The organism is Moorena sp. SIO4A5, from assembly GCF_010672005.1.
In the GTDB taxonomy this organism is placed as follows: Bacteria; Cyanobacteriota; Cyanobacteriia; order Cyanobacteriales; family Coleofasciculaceae; genus Moorena.
Genome location: NZ_JAAHHZ010000363.1, coordinates 1 through 4,752, shown reverse-complemented (window position 1 = coordinate 4,752; position 4,752 = coordinate 1). Strand labels below are relative to the sequence as shown.

Sequence of the window (4,752 nt, the reverse complement as noted above, 5' to 3'; positions counted from 1 at the left end):
CCCTGAAAAAGGTTCTGTCGCTGAAAGCGTAGAGCCTCAAAAGTCCGAGTCGGCAGTTGCCGCAGAGTCAAACTCGTCCGCTAATCAACATTAGCTTTAGGCATCCCGGACGGGGGGTAAGAAGGTTTAGTGCTTTTTTTTGGTGTTACTGATTGACCCAATCTCATCGGTTTTTTCTTACGTGCCCTTCTTCCGCTTCTTCCCCCTCTTCCCCTTCTCCATAAATTAGCCCCCTACAAGTGCAACATCCTGCTTTTGTGTCGGTTACCCGAGTCGGGAAGATCGGAAATGGAAAAATTTATCCTATGCTGCAAGTATTAGCCAATAAGATCACTAAACGTTGTCAAATACGTTGTCAAATGTCACGAAAACTGATAGGATAAAATTGATGAGAGCTGATTTGTAAACGGAGCTATAAACATTGCAGCCCAAGGCTTTCAGTAATTCGGCCTAGTTTGCCCCCTGTTACCTGAAATCCATATCTGTCAAGGGATTTGAGCTCTTAATATTTACTTTATAAATTAGCTCTGAAAGTTTGTGCGAGCTTAATGGTGTTTTATCAAGACTTCAAGCTGGCTAGTCTGTTAAGTTTACCGAAAAAATTGGGTTTAAAGCCCCGTCCTTCGTTGGCCTTTGGCCACGCTACGCGAACGACGGCTTTAGATGTGCTACAATAAAACCATAAGCAATAGACTTTAAAAGTAGAAAGATACTATCTAACCATAAGTAGACAACGTAAAAAATATGTAGAGCGTACGTATTGCGTAATTGGGTCTAACGACTTAAAAGTCTATGAAAAAGTTAGATAAAAAAAAGTGTCTATCTATGTATAGAAAAAAAGGTACGGTGGGGTTAGAAGTTACCGTAAGAAGAGTGGAGCCTTTATAGTTAGTCGGCTATGAGTAAAAAGTTTTAACCTTTTTGATTAAGGCTCCACTCTTCTAAGGTTTCGTTTCCGGCACACCGAAACCTAGTCATAGACTAAATCGCTTGGGTCGAGGAGACCTCTATTTTTCCTGGCTCCGGCCTGGTTAAACAAGTCACCCCGTGGAAGCAAGAATCCCCGTCCATAAGCGGGCGGGGAGTGTCAATTAAGCTTAATTACTGAAGGCGAGGGAGAGTATTAATCTAGATTATCAATATAGTCTTTCCGATTTTCCATTCCCAGTTACTGAATCATACCACAGGTTAACCTGTAGAATAAATCAACGGTCATCACCCCTCTCCCCCATAGCTGACGGGGTGACAAACAGCCTTAAAAGCTTTACGGGGTGTGGGGTGTGGGGTGATGGGTGTAGGGAACCCACCCCTAACCCCTCCCAGGAGGGGAAGATTTTGAGCTGGCGGAGTGGCGACGGGACGGTTAAATCAGGTCTCGGACCGATTGTTATCCCACCGACTCACTCCAAATTCCCTGTCTTGATGCAGTCGCTCATGGGGGAAACCCCCAAGACCGCGCTGCATCGCTGTCAGCCATGCTTTGCGCGAGTGGGGGAAACCCCCAAGACCGCACTGCATCGCTTTTATTTTCCCCACCCCCTACCCCCCACACCCGGTCACCCTGTTTAGTTTTTAGCCTTGTGGTCACCCCCTGAGCCCCCATAGACGGGGCTTCCCAACATCCTAGGATTTTTTGTGATTGATCCTCTATTTTGGCTCGGGCTGTCTTTTCTGCTCGTAGCAGTTAGTTTAACCGCTGTTTTAGTAACGTTATTACCTGCTGTACAAGAGTTAGCGCGGGCAGCTCGTAGTGTGGAAAAATTAGCTGATACCCTAAATCGGGAATTACCACCGACCCTAGAAGCCATTCGGCTGACAGGCTTGGAAATCAGCGACTTGACAGATGATCTTAATCAAGGAGTCAAAAGTGCTGGTCATGTGGTTCAACAGGTTGACCACAGTATTAGCAATGCTAAAAACCAAGCCCAAAAAGTCAAAGAGAATACTCGTAATGTGGTTAAGGGTTTCAAAGCTGCCTGGAAAACTTGGAGGGGTACCTCACCAAAATCCAGGTCAATCGATTCCCTAGCATCATCAGATGCGACCCGTGATGGCGAGCCATCCCTTGACCGTAGGTCACGCTACGCGAACGCCATCACGGAAAGCGCACCTATTCACAGAAAAGCTCTAGAAATTCCTGAGACTGATCAACGCTCATCAGATGTTAATCAGCCAAGGCTCAGAGATAGTAACTATAACCATGAGGTCAATCACGGGACTCGTGAAACCTCTGATTGCGACATCGATGATAATTCTATCGATGATAATTCTTTTTAACGAAGGCAATACCAAGATTCAAACCTGAAGACTATACAGAATAAATAAACAATAAATGTAACGCCACCCTTTAGTTGATAAATTAAAGGGTGGCGTTATACCGTTTTTGTTAATATTTTGTTAATGGATGAAAAATATAGTTAGTTAGTAATTGAGAACTGGTAAACACCAGCAGATAAAAGTATAGCAATCCTATTAAATTAAAACATACAGAAAAATCAGTCCAACTCTCGGTAGATTTGGTGCATCTCATATAGCATGTTTGACATTTATAAAAGCTGCAAAGCTAATCCACGTCAACTTTTGCCTCTTGCCTCTTGCCAATGCCATTGCGCGTAGCGCTATTTTTGTAAAAAAGAAGGAGAGTGTGGGGAGAGCGGGAAGTGTCGGAAGTGTGCGAATTTTTGCCTAATTGCATGCATTGAGATGCACCCTGTAGATTCTTACCCATATTACCTAACTGCGGTCATCTTGCCAATCTTACAACTGGTCAGATTAGGAAAGAAATTCCATTCTACTGCTGACATCACTTACAGATGCATCTTTGAATACTGCAATCAAATCACCCTCAAAATACAAAGCTGTGCTACCGGGTAAGCCATTATCAGCCTCAAGCACATCATATTGATCCGCTACACCATAGAGCTGAATCATGTCTTGAGAATCGAAGTCATCAATCTTTGCATAATCATTGTCACCCCCACCCTGGTAGAAAGCGCCATGATCATCTCCTAGGAGAAAAGTATCTGATCCACCTCCACCAACAAGAACATCAATTTCACCATTACCTCGGGAATCATTTCCAACTCCATTGAGGGTGTCATTACCGGAACCTCCAATCAAAGTGTCCTTGCCAGAGCCACCCTCAAGCAGGTCATGGTCTCCCCCACCATCAAGGCTGTCATCACCGGAACCTCCGATCAAATAGTTGTTGCCAGAGCTACCTTTTAGGGTATCATTGCCATCCCCACCATCAAGATGGTCATCACCCGAAGCTGCGATCAAAGAGTCGTTACCAGCGCCACCCTCAAGGCTGTCATTTCCCTGGTCTCCTCTGAGGTAGTCATCGCCATCGCCACCTTTAAGGAAGTCATCTCCCGCATTTCCTCTGAGGTAGTCATCGTCATCACCACCTTCGATGGTGTCATAACCCGAACCTCCGCTCAGAGTGTCCTCACCTGAACTACCTTTTAGGTTATCGTTACCTACATCTCCCATGATCCAATCATTGCCAGAACCACCCTCAAGGAAGTCATTTCCCTGACCACCTTTCAGAGTGTCATCATGATCCCCACCATCGAGATTGTCATTGCCCCAAGTTCCCCTGACGTAGTCGTTACCGGCACCTCCAACAACACTGTCATCCCCAGAACCTCCTGAAAGAGTATCATCACCCGAGCCACCAATTAGTGTGTCATTATTGCGATTACCCCAAATCTTATCATTACCGGAACCTCCAACAACACTGTCATCCCCATCACCTCCTGAAAGAGTGTCATCACCCGAGCCACCAATTAGTGTGTCATTCTCGCGATTACCCCAAATCTTATCATTACCGAAACCTCCAACAACACTGTCATCCCCAGAACCTCCTGAAAGAGTGTCATCACCCGAGCCACCAATTAGTGTGTCATTGCTTTCACCGCCCTGCTCGGTGATGCTGATATCTGTCGGAGCAATATTCTGGTTTTGAACGTTAATACTGAACGTTTTATCGTAGCTTTCACCCCCGGAGTCGGTGGTGCGGATTTTGATTTGATGAGTATTGTTGATATCAAAGTCTAAAAGACTACCATTTTTGACCTGGAGTTGATTGCCATCAATTTTAAAGCGACCTTGAGCATCATTTAATAACTGATAGCTATGGCTATCTCCCCAATCAACATCCTGAGTAGTTAGGGTAGCAATAGTGGTGCCATTTTTACTGAATTCCTTGACACTTTTGCTAGAGAGGTTAATATCAGTCGGAGCATTATTTTGGTTTTCGACTTCGATACTGAAAGTTTTATCGTAGCTTTCACCCCCGGAGTCGGTGGTGCGGATTTTGATCTGATGAGTATTGTTGACATCAAAGTCTAAAAGACTACCATTTTTGACCTGGAGTTGATTGCCATCAATTTTAAAGCGACCTTGAGCATCATGTAATAACTTATAGGTATGGTGATCTCCGGCATCAACATCATTAGTAGTTAGGGTAGCAATGGTAGTGCCATTATTACTGAATTCCTTGACACTGTTGCCAGAAATGGTAATATCCGTTGGAGCATTATTCTGATTAAGGACGTCAATGGTGAACGTTTTATCGTAGCTTTTACCCCCGGAATCCGTGGTGCGGATTTTGAGATCATGACTAGAGTTTTCATCAAAGTCTAAGAGGTGGCCATTTTTGACCTTTAGTTGATTGCCATCAATTTTAAAGCGACCTTTAGCATCATGTAATAACTTATATTTATGGTTATCTCCCGAATCAACATC

General features: G+C 44.4%; 2 protein-coding genes and 1 pseudogene. 2 read left to right on the top strand and 1 reads right to left on the bottom strand.

What is annotated here, in order from left to right:
- Nucleotides 1–548 precede the first annotated feature (548 nt).
- Both F6K57_RS37050 and F6K57_RS37045 read left to right on the top strand, forming a co-directional pair.
- Nucleotides 549–677 (top strand): hypothetical protein, encoded by a 129-nt coding sequence (locus F6K57_RS37050; protein ID WP_293052414.1) that lies wholly within the window; start codon nucleotides 549–551, stop codon nucleotides 675–677.
- 958 nt (nucleotides 678–1,635) lie between these two features.
- Entirely contained in the window at nucleotides 1,636–2,277 is a 642-nt protein-coding gene (locus F6K57_RS37045) for a DUF948 domain-containing protein (protein WP_293052408.1), read from the top strand.
- A gap of 495 nt (nucleotides 2,278–2,772) precedes the next feature.
- Here the strand turns inward: F6K57_RS37045 and F6K57_RS37040 are convergent.
- A pseudogene (locus tag F6K57_RS37040) lies at nucleotides 2,773–4,752 on the bottom strand (hypothetical protein); the annotation flags it as partial.

Bases quoted from the DNA above. Each gene is read 5' to 3' on its own strand.
- F6K57_RS37050 (WP_293052414.1), top strand. From the start codon at position 549: ATGGTGTTTTATCAAGACTTCAAGCTGGCTAGTCTGTTAAGTTTACCG.